Genomic DNA, 16,780 nt, shown 5'->3' on the forward strand with positions numbered 1-16,780 from the left:
CGAGACGAAATGGCTGTCGTGGTGCCCGTTCGACGACCATTTCGTCTCTGACTATCCCGCCACTGACCGGCCCTAGGCTCGGACCATGGGGCAGGTACCGGCGGCCACGCGGACGCTGCGGGTGCTGCGGTTCCTGGCCGGGCAGCCCGATCCGGTGCCCCTGGAGCGGATCGCGCGGGCGGTCGGGCTGCCGCGCAGCACGGCCTACCACCTGGTGACGGCGATGATCGAGGAGGGCTTCGTCGTCCACCTCGAGGACGAGCACCGCTACGGACTCGGCGTCGCCGCGTTCGAGGTCGGCAGCGGCTACGCCCGGCAGGCGCCGCTGCAACGGATCGCGCGCCGGCCGCTGGCCGAGCTGGTCGACGCCCTCGGCCAGTCGGCGCACCTGGCCGTCCTGCACGGTCGCGACGTGCTCTACGTGGTGGAGGAGCGCTCGCCGGGCCGGCCGCCGCTGGTCACCGACGTCGGCGTCCGGCTGCCCGCTCAGCTCACGGCCAGCGGCCGCGCCATCCTGGCCGCGCTGCCGGCCGCGCAGGTGCGGGCGCTCTTCCCCGACCGCGACGCGTTCGTCGACCGTCACGGTCTGGGGCCTCGCACTCCCGGAGCGTTGCGCACGCTGCTGGCCGAGACCCGCCAGCGCGGCTACGCCGTCGAGGACGGGGAGGTCACGCCGGGGTTCGCCTCCGTCGCGGCCGTGGTTCTCGACCACAACGGCCTGCCCGCGGCCAGCGTCGCCGTCACCTACGCCGACGCCTCGGTGGACGTGGGTCGCGTGGTTCCCCTCGTCCGCCGCACGGCCGACCGGCTGGGCACGCGGCTGGGCGGTGGCCCGACCAAGGACTGATCGGACCACCGCCCCGCACTGTCATGGGATCAGAGCATCTCCATGACGTTCATGCACTGCGGCGCCTTCGGCTCGCAGGGCTTCGGCTCCGGCTGGGGGCAGGGCTTCGGCGGCTGCGGGCAGGGGTGCGCCTTCGGCGGGCACGGACCCGGGTTGTGGCTGGGCGGCGGCGTGGTGCCACCACCGCATGAGCCGCACTGACCCGGGGGCGGGTTGTGGCTGGGGGGAGGCGTGCTGCCCCCACCGCATGAACCGCACTGACCCGGAGGCGGGTAGCCACCCTCAGAGCTGGCCGGGCCCGACGTGGTCGTGCCGTTGTTGCTCTGCTGGGTGGTCGCCGACCCGCCGTTGCCCGACGCGGTCGAGCTGCCACCGGTCGTCGAGGAGCCGTTGCCGGCCGAACCGCCGTTGGCCGAGGCCGCCCCACCGTTGCCGGTGGACGGGTTGGCGCTCTGGTCGGTCGACCCGCTACCACCCCACGACTGGCCGCCCCACGGGCCCTGGGCCGACTGCTGCGGACGCGGCGACTGGTTCTGCGCGTCGGCGTCACCGGAGTTGCCGCCGGTGGCCTGACCGCCGTTGGCGGTGTTGTCGCCGCCGGTGGTGTTGCCGACGTTGCCGGACTTCGGTCCGGCTCCCCCGGTGGTGTTGGCGGAGTTGGAGTTGTCGGTCGAGGCGTCACCGCTCTGGGCGCCGCCCTGGCCACCCTGGCCGCCACCCTGCGACGAAGAGCCACCGGAGGTGGTGGTCCCGTTGTTGCTCTGCTGGGTGGTCGCCGACCCGCCGTTGCCCGTGGCGGTCGAGCTGCCACCGTGCGTCGACGAGCCGTTGCCGGCCGAGCCGCCGTTGGCCGAGGCCGACCCACCGTCTCCGGTCGAGGGCGATGCCGAGCACAACACCGACGCCATCACCGCGACGCAGTAGTTCGACGCCGAGGCGTCACCGGAGTTGCCGCCGGTGGCCTGACCGCCGTTGGCGGAGTTGTTCCCGCCCTGGGTGTCACCGACGTTGCCCGACTGCGGGCCCGCTCCCCCGGTGGTGTTGGCGGAGTTGGAGTTGTCGGTCGAGGCGTCGCCGCTCTGGGCGCCACCCTGGCCACCACCCTGGGACGAGGAGCCACCGGAGGTGGAGGTCCCGTTGTTGCTCTGCTGGGTGGTCGCCGACCCGCCGTTGCCCGACGCGGTCGAGCTGCCACCGGTCGTCGACGAGCCGTTGCCGGCCGAACCACCGTTGGCCGAGGCCGCCCCACCGTTCCCAGTGGAGGGGGACGTCGAGCACGACGCCGACCCCATCACCGCGACGCAGTAGTTCGATCCCGACGCATCGCCGGAGTTGCCGCCGGTGGCCTGACCGCCGTTGGCGGAGTTGTTGCCGCCGGTGGTGTTGCCGACGTTGCCGGACTTCGGCCCGGCTCCCCCGGTGGTGTTGGCGGAGTTGGAGTCGTCGGTCGAGGCGTCGCCGCTCTGGGCGCCGCTCTGGGCGCCACCCTGGCCCCAGCCCTGACCCCAGCCCTGGCCCCAGCCCGGCGAGGAGGACCCGTGACCGGAGGTCGTGGTGCCGTTGTTGCTCTGCTGGGTGGTCGCCGACCCGCCGTTGCCCGTGGCGGTCGAGCTGCCACCGGTCGTCGACGAGCCGTTGCCGGCCGAGCCGCCGTTGGCCGAGGCCGACCCACCGTCACCGGTCGAGGGGTTGGCGCTCTGCGCGGTGTGCCCGGGCTCCGGGTGGGATGGGTGATCACAGCCACACGAGGAGCCCTGGGTGGGCTCCTTGCCCACAGCACCGGACTGCGCCTTCGGCTGGGTGCTGTTCTCGGCGGTGGCCGAGCCGGAGTTGCCGCCGGTGGCCTGACCACCGTTGGCGGAGTTGTTCCCGCCGTGGGTGTCGCCGACGTTGCCCGACTGCGGGCCCGCTCCACCGGTGGTGTTCGCCGAGTTGGAGTTGGTGGTCGTCGCAGCACCGCTGCCGGTGGCGCTCTGACCGTTGGTGTTCTGACCCGGCGTGTTCTGACCCGGGGTGTTCTGACCCGGGGCCTGGACGCTCAGCGAGTGCAGCGCGGGCTGCAACGGGTTGGCCGCCGCTCCGCTCCCGCCGTCGTCGGCGTGGGCGGTGGCCTGGCCCGCGAGCCAGAAACCTCCCACGAATGCTGCGGTCACGAAGAACCGTGACCGAAATGTCGTACTCACAATGCTTCTCCTCGTTCAAGAAATGGCGTGTCGAAACCGGACGCGGACGCGTCGGTCGAATGACCCGGCAAAGGGGTCCGTGAAGGCTGAGCGAGGAGGTGTCAGCCGGGCCAGACGTCGACCGTGCCGGCGCGACTGCCGGGGGTGCCGAGGTCGGTGCCCTGGTGCCCGGCGAAGCGCAGCCCGTGGGTGGCTCGGACCGGGTCGAGGAACGCGTGGCCTCCGGCGGTGCCTCCGGAGGAGATCGAGGCCGGCGCGACGGGCGAGGCCGGCGCGTCCGGGGTGGTGGGAGAGGTCGGCGCAGCGGGGGCGTGAGGGGCCGCGGAGCTGAGCGGTTCGCCCGCTGCGAGGTCCGCGCCGCGCCGGGCGTGTGCGGACGCGACGTGCATGGACGTCGAGGGCGCCACGTGGGCGAGCACAGCGTGGCTCAGGCTGCTCGGGAGCACCGAAGTGACGACGCCGGCGGATCCCGGCACCGAAGGCGCCGTGTCGCCGGCGGTCGGGATGCTCGGCGTGGGCGGGGCGGCAGGCGGGGACGCCAGCTGGACCACCGGCTCCACGACCGGGGTCACGACCGGCTTGACCGCCACCTGCACGACCGGCTTCACCACCGCTTGAACGACCGGCTTCGCGACGGGCGCCACGACGGCCTCGACGGGCGCCACGACGGTGCCGACGGCGGTAGCGGCGCTGGTCAGCGGGGGTGTGACCGCCTGAACGACGGGCTGGACGACCGGCTGAACAACGGGCTGGACCACCGGCTGCACCACCGTGGTCGTCACCGGGGCGACCGCGTGGCTCACGGCCTGCGTCACGGGAGCTGCCGCGGCGCCAGCGTGGGAGACGACCGGAGCGACCGGAGCGACGGCGTGCTGCACCACCGGCTGCGCCGCTGCGGCCACGTGCTCGACCGCTGGGGCGACCGGGGCCGCGACGTGGCTCACCGTGTGCGTGACGGTGCTGGTCACGGCGTGGCCGACGGACGTGGCCGCGGCCTGGGAGGGCGCGGCGGGCGGGGCGGACGCGCTGGGCGTCGCGGGTGGCGCCGGTGGCGCGGGCGCGGCACTCGGCACGGTCTGGTGGACGGCCTGCTGGACGGTCTGGGTGACCTGCTGGCCCACATCGCCGAGGGGGCCCTGCGTCGATCCGGATCCCGATCCGTGGTCGTCGGCCGAGGCGCACGCCGTGGACACCGCGATCGCGGCGGCGGCGCCACCGAGGATCAGGCCGAGCCGGACGGCGAGACGGCGCCGGCGCGCGCCAGTAGCCCTCGCGTCCTCGTCGGTGAGGAACGCGGGCCCGGAAGGCGCCACGATCGCCATGTGACCGTAATAACACCGAAATACATTCCCGGTCGCCGCTCGTCGCTATTTTTCTGAAATACCCTCGGTACGGCCTGAATAGACCTCTGCCAGCATTGCCAACAATGTCCGTTTTGGCGCATGGCCGACATTCGTGGAAATCCCACCCCCAGGGGTGCGCTGGTGTCGGATGAGTCACCGCCCCCCCTCCGGTCGGTTACCGGCCGGTAAGGTCGGCGTCTGCCCGTAGTCTCAGCGCGACGCCACGCCGGCGTCCGGTCGCAGGAGAGAGGAACCCGGTGCTCGTCGTCCTCGTCGTCGGTCTGCTCATGAACCTGGTGGCGCTGCCGGTCGCGGCACGCCGGGTCGTCTTCTTGTACAAGATGATCACGGCCGGCCAGCCGGACCCCGAGCGGGTCGAGCTGGTCAAGAAGCGCACGGGACCGGCCCTGCGCTCCCAGCTGGTCGAGGTGTTCGGGCAGAAGAAGCTGCTGAAGTGGTCGCTGCCGGGCGCCGCCCACTTCTTCGTGATGTGGGCGTTCTTCATCCTCGCCACCGTCTACCTCGAGGCGTACGGCTCGCTGCTCAAGCTGCTCTTCCACGGCGGCGACGCCAAGCTCGACTGGGCGATCCCGTTCGTCGGGCACTGGGCGGTGCTGGGCTTCCTGCAGGACTTCATCGCCGTGATGGCGTTCGTGGGGATCCTCGTCTTCGTCGGGATCCGGGTGCGGAACGCGCCGAAGGAGCTCGGGCGACGCTCGCGGTTCTTCGGCTCCCACCTCTCCGGTGCGTGGATCACGCTGTTCATGATCTTCAACGTCATCTGGACGCTGTTCCTCTTCCGCGGCGCCTCGGCCGCTCTGGGCAACCTGCCGTACAAGCACGGGGCCTTCGCCTCGATCGGCATCGGCAAGCTGCTCGACTCGATGGGCCACACGCCGCTGGAGGTCGTCGAGGGCATCGGGCTGCTGCTCCACATCGGCGTGATGCTCGCCTTCTTGATCTTCGTGCTCAACAGCAAGCACCTCCACATCTTCATCGCGCCGATCAACGTGCTGTTCAAGCGGCAGCCGGTCGCCCTGGGTGCGCTCACGCCGATGCTCGCCGACGGCAAGCGGGTCGACCTGGAGGACCTGGAGGACCTCGACGACGAGACGGTCCTCGGAGTCGGCAAGGTCGAGGACTTCACGTGGAAGGGTCTGCTGGACCTGGCCACCTGCACCGAGTGCGGCCGCTGCCAGAGCCAGTGCCCGGCCTGGAACACCGAGAAGCCGCTCTCACCCAAGCTGCTGATCATGGGCCTGCGCGACCACGCGATGGCCAAGGCGCCCTACTTCATGGCCGCCGACGACGCCGCCCGGGAGAAGCTGCCGGCGTCGGTGCTGGCCGAGGCCGAGCGTCCTCTGGTCGGCGCCACCGAGGGCGAGTGGGCCTGGGAGCCCACCGGCGGCGCGGTCATCGACGACGACGTGCTGTGGAGCTGCACCTCCTGCGGAGCGTGCGTGAACCAGTGCCCGGTCGACATCGAGCACGTCGACCACATCGTCGACATGCGTCGCTACCAGATCCTGGTCGAGTCGAACTTCCCCGCCGAGCTCAACGGTCTGTTCAAGGGCCTGGAGGGCAAGGGCAACCCGTGGAACATGTCGGCCACCGCCCGGATGGACTGGGCCAAGGACCTGCCGTTCGACGTCAAGGTCGTCGGCGAGGACATCGAGTCGCTCGACGAGGTCGAGTGGCTGTTCTGGGTCGGCTGCGCCGGCGCCTACGAGGACCGCGCCAAGAAGACGACGCGTGCGGTCGCCGAGCTGCTCGACATGGCCGGCGTCAGTTTCGGCGTCCTCGGCAACGGCGAGACCTGCACCGGTGACCCCGCCCGCCGCGCCGGCAACGAGTTCGTCTTCCAGGGCCTCGCGGCACAGAACGTCGAGGTCCTCCAGGAGTCCAAGGCGAAGAAGGTCGTCTCGACCTGCGCGCACTGCTTCAACACGCTCAAGAACGAGTACGCCGAGCTCGGGGTCGAGCTGGAGGTGGTCCACCACACCCAGCTGCTCAACCGGCTCGTGCGCGAGAAGAAGCTGACCCCCGTGGCGGCCTCCGGCGGCAGCCGCTCCATCACCTACCACGACCCGTGCTACCTGGGCCGGCACAACCAGGTCTACAACCCGCCGCGCGAGCTGCTGCAGGTCATCCCCGACGCCACGTTCACCGAGATGCCGCGCCACGGCGAGCGCTCCTTCTGCTGCGGCGCCGGCGGCGCCCGGATGTGGATGGAGGAGAACATCGGGGAGCGGATCAACGTCAACCGCACCAAGGAGGCGGTCGAGACCGGTGCCGACCAGATCGCGGTGGGCTGCCCGTTCTGCCGCGTCATGCTCTCCGACGGCCTGACCCAGCAGCAGAGCGCCGGCGAGGCGCGCGAGGAGGTCGAGGTCCTCGACGTCGCCCAGCTGCTGCTGGCCTCGATCAAGGGCGAGGCACCGAAGAAGGCGTCGGCCGGCTCCTCCAGCGGCGGCACCGGCGGTGGCACCGCCGTCGCCACCAAGGACGAGCCGGAGGCCAAGGACGCCACCCAGACCGAGGACACCGTCACCGCCACCGAGGACGTCGGCCCGCTGGCCAAGGCCTCCGGCGGCTCCTCGCTGTTCGACGTGGAGGAGAGCGACGACGCAGGGTCGACGGCGTCGGCCGAGTCTGCCGAGCCCTCCGAGTCCGCCGAGCCGGAGCCCGCGGCGCAGGGCAAGGGCGCGGACGACTCCTTCGGCGGCTCGCTCTTCGACGTCGGCGACGACCAGCCCGCCGACCAGCCAGCTGACGAACCCGCCGCGAAGGCCGAGACCAAGCCCGCGCCGGAATCCGTCGACGAGCCGGAGGAGCAGGGGCAGGGCGCCGACGACGCCTTCAGCGGCTCACTCTTCGACATCGGCGACGACCAGCCCGCCGACGAACCCGCCGCGAAGGCCGAGACCAAGCCCGAGGTCGAGCCCGAGGTCGAGTCCGAGCCGGATCTCGAGGCGGAGCGCGACACCAAGCCGGAGGCGGAGACCGAGCCGGAGCCGCCCGCGGCCAGGTCCTCGTCGTCGGAGCCCGCGAACGTGATCCCCGAGGGCGGCTCGCTGTTCGACATCGAGGAGCCGGCCGAGCCGAGCCAGCCCGAGCCGGCAGCCGAGCCGGAGCCCGAGCCGGAACCCGAGTCGCAGCCCGAGCCGGAGCCGGCGGCGGCCGCCACCGAGCAGGCCCCTGCGCCGAGCGAGCCCTCGAACGTCATCCCCGAGGGCGGCTCGCTGTTCGACATCGCCGCCCCCGAAGAGCCGGCCGAGGCCGCGCCGAAGCCCGCAGCTGAGGAGAATCCCGCCCCGACCAAGGCGCGGGCGGCCGCAGCCTCGGACCGCATCCCCGAGGGTCAGTCACTCTTCGACATCGCCGCCCCCGGCGTCGCCGAAGCGGCCGGCGAAGCAGCACCCGAGCCCGTGACCGAGCCGGAGGCAGAGGCAGAGGCAGAGGCAGAGGCTGAGCCCGAGGCCAAGACCGAGCCCGCTTCCGACCCCGAGGAGGCGTCGGCCCCGACCTCGCTGAGGGACATCAAGGCCAAGGCCGCCGCGGGCGATGCTGACGCCGCCGAGGCCGACGAGGCTCCAGCGGAGGAGACGGCCACAACGGAGGAGCCGGTAGAGCCGGAGGAGCCGGCAGCGGAGCAGAAGTCCAAGCCCGCTGCGACGTCGTCCGGGGAGACCCACACCCCCAAGACCGACGCGGACATCGGCGGCGCGGACTCCCTGTTCGACCTCTGATCCGGGCGGAAGGGACGCGCGAGCGTAGGAAACCGTCCCCCGCCCGGCCTCAGCCGATCCGGGTCCGGTGGAAGTTCGACGCCGACCGGCTCGGCGTCGGCCCCCGCTGACCCTGGTAGCGCGAGCCATACTGCGCCGAGCCGTAGGGGTGGTCCGAGGGCGAGGACATGGAGAAGAAGCAGAACTGGCCGATCTTCATGCCCGGGTAGAGCTTGATCGGCAGCGTCGCGACGTTGGCCAGCTCGAGGGTGACGTGGCCGGAGAAGCCGGGGTCGACGAAGCCGGCGGTGGCGTGGGTGAGCAGACCCAACCGACCCAGCGAGGACTTGCCCTCGACGCGGGCGGCGAGATCGTCGGGCAGCGTCACCTGCTCGTAGGTGGAGCCGAGCACGAACTCCCCGGGGTGGAGGATGAACGGCTCGTCGCCGTCGGGCTCGACCTCACGGGTCAGGTCCTCCTGCGGCTCGGCGGGATCGATATGGGGATAGCGGTGGTTCTCGAAGACCCGGAAGAACCGGTCGAGCCGGACGTCGATGCTGGCCGGCTGCACCATCGACGGGTCGAAGGGGTCCATGACGATCCGCTTCGCGTCGATGGCGGCGAGGATGTCCCGGTCGGAGAGCAGCACGCCGTGACCGTATAGGATCGGCCCGGGTCCGAGAGGGCGCCTGCGGATGTAGCTCAGTTGGTAGAGCGCGACCTTCCCAAGGTCGATGTCGCGAGTTCGAATCTCGTCATCCGCTCCACATGGGAGCACAAGGTCAGTCCGGGTCGCGCTCGGAGCGCGACACTCTGCTCGACGTCGATGTCGCGAGTTCGAATCTCGTCATCCGCTCCACATGAACGACGCAGCGGATTTCGCCGGTTTCCCCGTCGCCGCGCTCGACTTCTACGACGACCTCGAGCTCGACAACACCCGGTCGTTCTGGACCGCCCACAAGGCGATCTACGACGAGGCGGTCCGGGCGCCGATGGTCGCGCTGACCCAGGCGCTGGAGAAGGAGTTCGGGGCGGCCAAGATCTTCCGGCCCTACCGCGACGTGCGGTTCGCCAAGGACAAGACGCCCTACAAGACCCACCAGGGCGCCTACGTCGGGGTCGCGCCCGCCACCGGCTGGTACGTCCAGGTCGGGGCGCCGGGCGTGCGGGTCGGAGCGGGCTTCTACGGCGCCGACGCCCCCACGCTGGCCCGGATCCGGGCCGCCATCGACGACGATCGCACGGGTCCCGAGCTCGAGGCGATGCTGCGGCGGCTCGAGCGCAAGGGCTTCGAGCGCGGCGGCGACCGGCTGAAAACCTCACCGCGCGACTACGACCGCGACCACCCGCGCATCGACCTGCTGCGGCACCGCTCGTTGGTGATGGGCCGCAGCTACGGGTTCGAGCCGGTGGTCCACACCGCCGACCTGCTGGCCGAGGTACGCCGCGACTGGCGCGCGCTGAAGCCGCTCGTGCAGTGGGTGGCCTTCCGCACCGGTACCGCCCCGGAGTGATCGCCGTTACAGTTCCGAGTGCACATGCGTTCACTCGGGAGGCTGTCATGCGCCGCGTCGTCGCTTCGTTCCTGCTCACCCTCGCTGTCCTCGCCGGGCTCTGCGCCCCGGCCGATGCGGCGACCGATGCGCCGCTGACCTGCGGGGGGAAGCTGACGACGGGGCCCACGCCGGTGCTGCTGGTGCCCGGCACCACGCTCACGCCCGAGGTCAACTTCTCCTGGAACTACGAGAAGGTCTTCACCGCGCAGGGTCGCGGCTGGTGCGCGGTCACGCTGCCCGACCACGCGATGGCCGACATCCAGACCAACGGCGAGATCGTCGCCCGCGCGATCGAGGACATGCACGCGCGCGCGGGGCGCACCATCTCGGTGGTCGGCTTCAGCCAGGGCGGCATGGTGCCGCGGTGGGCGTTCAAGTACGTCCCGCAGACCCGTTCGATGGTCGACGACCTCGTCGGCCTGGACCCCTCCAACCACGGCACCCTGGACTCCTACGCCGTGTGCGCGCTGAACGGCTGCGCGCCGGCGTTCTGGCAGCAGCAGACCGGCTCGCACTTCCTCACCGCCCTGAACCGGGGCCAGGAGACCTACGCCGGCATCTCCTACACCTCGGTCTTCACCGCGACCGACGAGATCGTCGTGCCGAACCTGCCTCCGGTGGCCAGCAGTGCGCTGACCACCGGACCCGGCCGTCGCAGCAACGTGCTGGTGCAGTCGATCTGCCCGGTCCATGTCTCCGAGCACCTCTCGATGGGCACCAGCGACCCGGTCGGCTACGCGCTGGTGATGGACGCGCTCACCCACGACGGTCCCGCCGACCCCGCACGGATCAGCGCCGCGGTGTGCACGCAGCCGGTCTTCCCCGGCATCGACCTCGCGGCCTACCCGGCCAACCTGGCCACCGTCGTCGCGAACGCCGGCCAGCAGGCGCTGACCTATCCTCACGTCGCGGCCGAGCCCCCGCTGCGCGGCTACGCGCAGGAGTAGCGTCGCCGGCGTGGACACCCTGCTGGTCGTCGGCGAGGGGCCTGTCGCCGACGTGATCGTGCCGATGGCCGAGCTCCTGGGCTGGCGCGCCCGTGCCGTGACCGGGCTCGAGGAGGCGCTGGCCGCGCTGAGCGAGTCACAGGCCGTGGTGGTGACCAGCCACCACGACGACGTCGACGGCCCGGCGCTGGCGGCGGCCCTGCGGGCCGACCTGGTCTACGTCGGCGCGATGGGCTCGCGGCGCACGCAGGAGCGGCGGCGCGCCCACCTCGACGCCGCCGGCGTCAGCCCCGAGCAGCAGGCCCGGATCCACGGACCGGCCGGTCTGGACATCGGCGCCGACGGTCCGCCGGAGATCGCGCTGGCCATCCTGGCCGAGCTGGTCGCCGTCGTCCGAGGCGGCCGCGCGGGCTCGATCAGCGACCGTGACGGCCCGATCCACCCCGAGCTGGGACCCGGCGAGGCGTTCTGCCCCACCGGCTAGACACCTCCTGGTCGGTGTCGGTTCACCGAGCGGTCGAGGCGATGGGTCACCCTCGGGACATGGCCCGACGCAGGATCTTCTGGCACATCGGCCCCGACGACCTCGGCACCCGGTTCCTCGCCCAGGCCCTCGACGACTCCCGCGAGGCCCTGGCCGAGCAGGGTGTGCAGGTGGCCGGCACCCCGGCCGCGTGGGACCTGGTGAGCGCCGAGCTACGGCACCGGCACCGCGCCCTGGGCTACCGGCGCGCCGAGGTCGACGGCCAGTACCCGGCCCTCGTGCGCCGGCTCTGGCCGCACCGTGGCACCTCCGTGCTCAGCACCCCCGGGCTCGCGGGCGCGACGCCCGAGGAGGTGGCGTTGGCCCTCGATGCGGTCCGCGGCGCCGAGCTGCACCTGGTGCTGGTGGTCCGCGACGAGGCGAGCCGGGCCGACGCCGCGCGGCAGGCGACGCTAGAGACCGGGGTCGCGCCCGAGCAGGAGGAGACCGCCTCGATCCTGGAGCGGTGGGGACGCACCGTGCTGCCCGAGCGGGTGCACCTGATCGAGGCGACCGAGCCGGAGCAGATCTGGGCCAGGCTGACCTCGCTGCTCGGCGCCGAGGTCGACCTGCCGCCCGGCCTGGTCACCGGTCAGCTCGATGCCGGGCGACTGGCGGTGCTCGGCGACGTCGTCGCCACGCTCGGTGAGCGCATCGATGCGGCCGGTCGCCGCACGGCGGTGCGCGACCTGCTGGTCGGCGCGTTGCTGGCCGCGCCCGACCACTCCCCGACCGACGCCGCCACCGACGCCTTGGCCGACGCGCTGCTGGAGGTGGCGCGGCTGCAGCAGGCCAACGCCGAGCTCACGCAGGAGAACCTGCGCCTGGACCGCAAGCGGCGCAAGCACAAGCGACGCCTCAAGCAGCTCGGCAAGGACGCCGCCGCCTGACCAGCCGCCTGACCCGCTGGATCAGTGCGGCACCCAGGCGTCCTCGTCCTTGGTGCGCGCCTCGACCTCGGGCGGGAGGGTGCGACCGGCCAGGTCGGCGATGGACACCTTCTCGAAGACGTCGCGCAGGCTGCTGCGAGCAGCGATCCACACCAGCTGCAGCACCTCGGCGGAGTCGTGGTACGTCACGGCTTCGGGCCGCAGCCCGTAGACGCTGACCAGGGGGCCGTCGACGGCGCGGATCACGTCGGCCACGGTGACGTCGGTGGCCGGGCGCGCCATCCGCCAGCCACCGGACTGACCCCGCTGACTGACCACCACGCCCGCGCGCCGCAGGTCGGCGAGGATGGCCTGCAAGAAGCCGTGGGGAATGTCCTGGGCGCGACCGAGCTCTTCAGCGCTCACCGGTCGCGCGCCGCTCTCGTCGTCGTCACGACCAGCGATCTCGATGAGCGCGCGGAGGGCGTAGTCGGCCTTGGCTGAGACGCGCATGACTCAAGTCTCCCAGATCGGGTGAGTTACCGGGGATCGGTGGGATCCGTGTCTCGCGGCAACGGTCGGCTCGAGGACCGGTCGCCGACCGTGGCCACCGCGATCGCCGTCGTCACCGGGACGGCGAGCACGAGGCCGATCGCGGAGGCCAGCGTCCGCACGACCTCCTCGGCGATCTGCTCGGTCGACAGCAAGGAGAGCGGCGGCCGCTCGTAGAAGTAGAGGAGCAGCAGCACCGAGAGCGCGCCGCCGGCGTAGGCGAAGACGATGGTGTAGATGGTCGAGGCGATGTGGTCACGACCGATCCGCATGGCGCGGGCGAACAGCCGTGCCCGGCTCAGGTTGGGCGCGACCGCCCGCAGCTCCCAGACCGCGGAGGCCTGCGTGATGGTGACGTCGTTGAGCACACCGAGCCCGGCGACGATGACCGCGCAGGTGAGCAGCCCTTGGAAGTCCAGGTCGCGCACGTAGGAGGAGAGCAGCGACCCCGTCTCGTCCGAGACCCCGGAGAGCCGCGTCTGGCCGATGGCCACCAGGCCCACCACTGCCGTGATCGCGACGCCGACCAGGGTGCCGAGCAGGGCGGCACTGGTGCGCATCGAGAGCCCGTGGGCCAGGTAGAGCACCACGAACATGATCGCCGCCGACCCCGAGAGCGCGACCCCGAGGCCGGAGTGACCGTCGAGCAGCGAGGGCAGCATGAACAGCACCACCACCGCCGCGCCGAAGGCCAGCCCCACCAGCGCCAGCAGCCCGCGCAGCCGCGCGACGAGGGCCACCACCAGCACGAAGAGCGCGGCCAGGAGGCCGATCGGCAGGTCGCGCTCGACGCTGAAGAAGGAGAACGTCGAGGCCCGGCCGTTGCTGGCCGGCGTCTGCAGCAGCTCCAGGGTGTCGCCGGCCCGGAGTCCCGACGTGCTCACCTCCGGCGCCACCGGCACCTGCGTCCGCGCGCCCCGCTGCGTGCCGGAGAGCACCCGCACCACCACCTGCCCGCAGCTGGTCTGCTGCTCGCTCTCTCGCACCGACGCGCACGGCTGCTGCACGCGCAGGACCCGGGCGTCGTGGAAGGTGACCCCGGGCGCGGCGAACGCGTTCGAGCCGCCCTCGGCGCGGGGCTTGTGCTCCGGCCACAGCTGCACCACCCCGAGGACGGTGGCCACCAGCACCGCACCGAGCACCGCGACGAGCACCACGCGGGCCCGTGGGTCGACCGGCACCCGGGAGAGCTCGTCGGCCGAGGAGTGCGCGTGCGCGTGACCGCCGGCCATCAGTCGGCGGGCTGCTGCTCGGCCAACTGCTGGGCCATCTGCTGGGCGACCGCCACCTCGCGCGACCCGCCCTCGCCCCGCAGCCCGGCGACGACACCGGCGCGGTCGGCCTCGCTGCGGTTCTGGCTCAGCTTCTGCTTCGCCTCGACCCGCTCCACCACCAGCTCGACGCCCACGATGGCGCGCAGCTGCTTGTCGACGTACGTCGCGGGAGCGTCGGTGACATGCCACGGCTGCGCACGAGGCTCCTCGTGCGCCCGGGTCAGCACGGTCACCGCCTCGCGCAGCCACGCGGGGTCGTCATGCACTGTGACCCGTCCGCTCAGGTGGACCGCGGAGTAGTTCCAGGTCGGCACCACGCGACCGTGCTCGGTCTTCGAGGCGTACCAGCCCGGCGAGACGTAGGCCTGCTCACCCGCGACCACCGCCAGGGCCGGGGTGCCGGGGGCGATCGCGCGCCAGTGCTGGTTCGCCCGCGCCATGTGCATGAGCAGCCGGTCGCCGTCCCAGACCACCGGCAGCAGCGTGGCCAGCGGATAGCCGTCGGGCCCGACCGTCACCAGCTCGGTCGAGCCGACCGAGGCGACGAGGGCGCGGACCTCCTCGGCGTCCTCCCAGGCGTTGAACCGGGGCACGTACATCTCGCTACTCCGGCAGCGGCTCGTCGGGCAGCGCGCCGAGGGCGGCGAAGGCGTCGAGGTAGGGGGCGACGTCGCCGCGCTCGGTCCAGCCGCGCAGCTGGTCGGCGGTGCGGCGGCTGGTGAGGGCACGGAACAGGTCGAAGTCGCCGGCCCGCACGACGACGTCGGCGGCCTCGGCGTCTCCGCTCGAGGCCCACCGCCAGCCATCGCCCACCAGCGCGAGCGGCGCCAGGTCCTCGACACCGTCGCCGAGCCGGCCGGCCATCCGGTCGCGGACGATCGCGATGCCCTCGTTGTCGCGGCCGCCGGGCGCACCGAGCGCACCGCGCAGGTCCTGCTCGTGGATCGTGATATCACCCAGCGGTCGCGGGTCGTTGGCCCGCATCCAGTCCGGCAGTCGCTCGGCGATCTCGGCCCACTCCGCCAGCAGCTCGGCCGGCGCGTGGTCGCGTCGGGCGTCGACCTGGGCCTGGGTCCAGGAGGCATTGTGGTCGTCGTCCTCGGCGCCGGCCAGCACGTCGGCGCCGAGGCCGATCATGTGGGAGAGCAGCTCGCGCCCGGTCCACGCGGGGCAGGCCGGGACGGTGCGCTCCAGCTCGTCCGGATCGGTCGAGGCGACCAGGTCGCGCACCCGGCCGTACGTCTCCTGCCACACCGCCACCGGGTCGACGTCGCTCATGGGGGGAGCCAACCACAACCCCGAAGCCGGCGGGGTCCCAGGTCCGGGACGGTTCCAGGGTCATCCCCCATGGCTGCGAGCCGTGCGCCCGACAGGGTCGAGACCATGACCGCAACGACGACGTCCACCCTCACCCGCGCGAGCGCCGCGACCGCCGCCCTCGCCGTCCTCGGCCTGGCCGCAGCCTGCGGCAACGACGACGACAGCGCCGCCGCCAGCAGCGGCCCCTCGAGCTCGGCCGCCAGCACCTCCACCAGCACCGCCACCGCCACCGCCACCAGCACCGCCAGCGCCACCGACGCGGCTCACGTGCAGCGCGGCGCGGCCACCGGCGAGCGCGACGTCGACGTCAAGGTGCGGCTGAGCTGGCGTGGGGGCGCCGTCGACCCGGCGGGCACCACCGTGGCGGTGGAGCGCGGCGACCGGGTCGAGGTGCTGGTCAGCTCCGACCAGCACGCCGACATCGACGTCTCCGGTCACCCCGACGACCGCAGCGACGTCGATCCCGACGAGCCCGAGGACGTCGACTTCACCATCACCGAGGAGCGCACCGTCGTGAGCATCGGCGGCACCACGCTGGCGACCTTCACGACGAGCTGACCCCTCCGGCTGGGGTAGCCTCGGCCGCGTCGCCGGCACGAGTCCGGCGGTGCGGTCGTTCCAGCGAAGTCCGGTGAGATCCCGGCACTGTCCCGCAACGGTAGAGCGCCACCCGGCGCGAGTCCGGTCGCCTGGCCCGAGCGCTCCTGGCGCAGCCCTCGGCGGAAGGGCGGTGCCCGGCCACCTCACCGGATCGTCCGGTCTCCGCCACGAGGAGCCCGACGATGACCATCTCGCTGATCCGCCCGATGCCTGAGACCGACCCCGCCTTCCTGCGCTTCCTCGCCGACCGCCTGGCCGAGGAGCGCGCCGCCGCCGCCGAGCGGACCGAGCCCTCACGCGGGCTGGACTTCCTCGAGGAGCTGCACGACCGGGTCGCGCGCGGCGAGGCCCCCGACCGGATGTCGTGCGACCTGCTCGTCGTCGCCTACGGCCGCCACCCGGCGTTCCGGCCGGAGTGGAACCGCTGGCGGGTCTAGCGGGGCCCGGAGGTGCGCCAGCCGCTACCGCCGCCGGACCACGATCCGCGGCGGGACGGCCAGCGACCGCCCGACCACGCAGTAGCGCTCGGTGAGCTCGGCCAGCTTCGCCAGCTGCTCCTCGCTCGCCTCGGTGCCGACCTCGGCGGCGACGACGACGTCGACCACCCCGACCGGCACGTCCGTGTCCAGACCGAGCGTGCCGCGGGCGTCGAAGGCGCCGTCGGCCGACAGCGAGACGTCACTCAGCTCCAGCCGCATCGCGGTGGCGACGCTGCGCAGCGTCACCCCGGCGCAGGCCAGCAGCGCCTCGAGCAGCATGTCGCCGGAGCAGGCGTCGGAGCCGTCGCCGCCGGTGCTGCGGTGCAGGCCGGCACGCACCGGCCCGGCCCAGGTGTCGACGGTCGCGGTGATGTCGTCGTCGGCGAAGGATGCCGCGGCGTGCAGCGGTGTCCGCGCGGCGCCGGGATCGTGGCGGTAACGCTCCTTCAGCGGTCGCTGGGCGGCCCGGAGCTGCTCGACGTCCATGCGTCGAACGTTACGGTCGCGGATGGTTCCGTCGGTGGTTACCGGCGGGTATCCTGATCGATGTTACTGGCGA

General features: G+C 72.5%; 16 protein-coding genes and 1 tRNA gene. 9 read left to right on the forward strand and 8 right to left on the reverse strand.

Annotated features, from left to right (window positions below; translation table 11 throughout):
• Positions 1 to 85: 85 nt before the first annotated feature.
• Positions 86 to 847, forward strand: coding sequence for an IclR family transcriptional regulator (locus D9V37_RS17430; RefSeq protein WP_121807399.1), 762 nt, complete (start codon positions 86 to 88; stop codon positions 845 to 847).
• Between the two features lie 29 nt (positions 848 to 876).
• Here the strand turns inward: D9V37_RS17430 and D9V37_RS17435 are convergent, their stop codons facing one another.
• Both D9V37_RS17435 and D9V37_RS17440 read right to left on the reverse strand, forming a co-directional pair.
• Positions 877 to 3,000 (reverse strand): YadA family autotransporter adhesin, encoded by a 2,124-nt coding sequence (locus D9V37_RS17435; RefSeq protein ID WP_147455994.1) that lies wholly within the window; start codon positions 2,998 to 3,000, stop codon positions 877 to 879.
• A gap of 131 nt (positions 3,001 to 3,131) precedes the next feature.
• Positions 3,132 to 4,352 (reverse strand): hypothetical protein, encoded by a 1,221-nt coding sequence (locus D9V37_RS17440; protein WP_121807401.1) that lies wholly within the window; start codon positions 4,350 to 4,352, stop codon positions 3,132 to 3,134.
• 278 nt (positions 4,353 to 4,630) lie between these two features.
• On the opposite strand from D9V37_RS17440, the gene D9V37_RS17445 reads away from it, so the two are divergent.
• Positions 4,631 to 8,122, forward strand: a complete 3,492-nt coding sequence (locus D9V37_RS17445) for a heterodisulfide reductase-related iron-sulfur binding cluster (protein WP_121807402.1) — start codon at positions 4,631 to 4,633, stop codon at positions 8,120 to 8,122.
• 49 nt (positions 8,123 to 8,171) lie between these two features.
• Here D9V37_RS17445 and dcd read toward each other — a convergent pair whose 3' ends face one another.
• On the reverse strand, positions 8,172 to 8,750 hold the full coding sequence (gene dcd / locus D9V37_RS17450; protein WP_158604512.1) for a dCTP deaminase: 579 nt from the start codon (positions 8,748 to 8,750) through the stop codon (positions 8,172 to 8,174).
• 42 nt (positions 8,751 to 8,792) lie between these two features.
• On the opposite strand from dcd, the gene D9V37_RS17455 reads away from it, so the two are divergent.
• The 5 genes from D9V37_RS17455 (at position 8,793) to D9V37_RS17475 (ending at position 12,017) form a co-directional block, all read left to right on the forward strand.
• Positions 8,793 to 8,868 (forward strand) — tRNA-Gly (locus D9V37_RS17455).
• A gap of 93 nt (positions 8,869 to 8,961) precedes the next feature.
• The gene (locus tag D9V37_RS17460) at positions 8,962 to 9,615 is read left to right on the forward strand and encodes a DUF2461 domain-containing protein (RefSeq protein ID WP_121807404.1); all 654 of its coding nucleotides are present in this window, start codon (positions 8,962 to 8,964) and stop codon (positions 9,613 to 9,615) included.
• Positions 9,616 to 9,662: 47 nt separating this feature from the next.
• Positions 9,663 to 10,604 (forward strand): esterase/lipase family protein, encoded by a 942-nt coding sequence (locus D9V37_RS17465; RefSeq protein ID WP_121807405.1) that lies wholly within the window; start codon positions 9,663 to 9,665, stop codon positions 10,602 to 10,604.
• Positions 10,605 to 10,614: 10 nt separating this feature from the next.
• Complete coding sequence (locus tag D9V37_RS17470; protein WP_121807406.1) at positions 10,615 to 11,088, forward strand: XdhC family protein; 474 nt, start codon at positions 10,615 to 10,617, stop codon at positions 11,086 to 11,088.
• Positions 11,089 to 11,147: 59 nt separating this feature from the next.
• Positions 11,148 to 12,017 carry a hypothetical protein gene (locus tag D9V37_RS17475; protein WP_121807407.1) on the forward strand — a complete coding sequence of 290 codons (870 nt, stop codon included), beginning with the start codon at positions 11,148 to 11,150 and terminating at the stop codon, positions 12,015 to 12,017.
• A 21-nt stretch (positions 12,018 to 12,038) separates the two neighbouring features.
• Here the strand turns inward: D9V37_RS17475 and D9V37_RS17480 are convergent, their stop codons facing one another.
• The 4 genes from D9V37_RS17480 to D9V37_RS17495 are packed head-to-tail and all read right to left on the reverse strand — an operon-like array spanning position 12,039 to position 15,100.
• Positions 12,039 to 12,509, reverse strand: coding sequence for an RrF2 family transcriptional regulator (locus D9V37_RS17480; RefSeq protein ID WP_121807408.1), 471 nt, complete (start codon positions 12,507 to 12,509; stop codon positions 12,039 to 12,041).
• A gap of 26 nt (positions 12,510 to 12,535) precedes the next feature.
• A complete protein-coding gene (locus D9V37_RS17485; RefSeq protein ID WP_121807409.1) occupies positions 12,536 to 13,780 on the reverse strand; it encodes a YibE/F family protein in 1,245 nt (414 codons plus the stop codon).
• Positions 13,780 to 14,421 (reverse strand): FMN-binding negative transcriptional regulator, encoded by a 642-nt coding sequence (locus D9V37_RS17490; protein WP_121807410.1) that lies wholly within the window; start codon positions 14,419 to 14,421, stop codon positions 13,780 to 13,782. The genes D9V37_RS17485 and D9V37_RS17490 overlap by 1 nt, the downstream gene beginning before the upstream one ends.
• 4 nt (positions 14,422 to 14,425) lie before the next feature.
• Positions 14,426 to 15,100, reverse strand: coding sequence for a maleylpyruvate isomerase family mycothiol-dependent enzyme (locus tag D9V37_RS17495; protein WP_121807411.1), 675 nt, complete (start codon positions 15,098 to 15,100; stop codon positions 14,426 to 14,428).
• Between the two features lie 105 nt (positions 15,101 to 15,205).
• Between D9V37_RS17495 and D9V37_RS17500 the strand changes: the two genes are divergently transcribed.
• A complete protein-coding gene (locus D9V37_RS17500; protein WP_121807412.1) occupies positions 15,206 to 15,700 on the forward strand; it encodes a hypothetical protein in 495 nt (164 codons plus the stop codon).
• Between the two features lie 224 nt (positions 15,701 to 15,924).
• Positions 15,925 to 16,179 (forward strand): hypothetical protein, encoded by a 255-nt coding sequence (locus tag D9V37_RS17505; protein WP_121807413.1) that lies wholly within the window; start codon positions 15,925 to 15,927, stop codon positions 16,177 to 16,179.
• Between the two features lie 24 nt (positions 16,180 to 16,203).
• Here D9V37_RS17505 and D9V37_RS17510 read toward each other — a convergent pair whose 3' ends face one another.
• Positions 16,204 to 16,707: an OsmC family protein gene (locus D9V37_RS17510; RefSeq protein ID WP_121807414.1), complete on the reverse strand. Its 504-nt coding sequence runs from the start codon at positions 16,705 to 16,707 to the stop codon at positions 16,204 to 16,206.
• Positions 16,708 to 16,780: the final 73 nt, after the last annotated feature.

Source organism: Nocardioides mangrovicus, assembly GCF_003674065.1.
GTDB lineage: Bacteria > Actinomycetota > Actinomycetes > Propionibacteriales > Nocardioidaceae > Marmoricola > Marmoricola mangrovicus.